The organism is Phaeodactylibacter luteus (genome assembly GCF_007993045.1).
Taxonomy (GTDB): domain Bacteria; phylum Bacteroidota; class Bacteroidia; order Chitinophagales; family Saprospiraceae; genus Phaeodactylibacter; species Phaeodactylibacter luteus.
The window spans coordinates 1-305 of the sequence record NZ_VOOR01000251.1 but is presented as its reverse complement, the minus strand read 5'-3'; the positions used below and the strand labels follow the sequence as shown (position 1 = coordinate 305).

At 63.9% G+C, this 305-nt stretch carries 1 protein-coding gene; it reads left to right on the top strand.

Annotated elements, in window-relative coordinates; genetic code table 11:
• Nucleotides 1-305 (top strand): MopE-related protein (locus tag FRY97_RS22160; protein ID WP_246141907.1); only part of this gene is annotated, 305 nt, incomplete at both ends.

The window sequence follows — 305 nt, the reverse complement described above, 5'->3', positions numbered from 1 at the left end:
GAACAGCTCTGGTACGCGGATACGGATGGCGATGGCTACGGAGCTGCTGCGGTATCCGTAAGCTCCTGTACTGCGCCCCCGGGCTATGTGCTCAACAGCGGGGACTGCGACGACAGCGACAGCTCGGTGAACCCCGGCGCGGTAGAATCCTGCAACGGGGCAGACGACAACTGCAACGGCTCCGTGGACGAGGGCTTTGATGCTGACGGTGACGGCGTGCCGGCCTGCGAAGACAACTGCCCGGATACCTTCAATCCCGGTCAGGAGGACACCGATGGGGATGGCACTGGGGATGCCTGCGACTG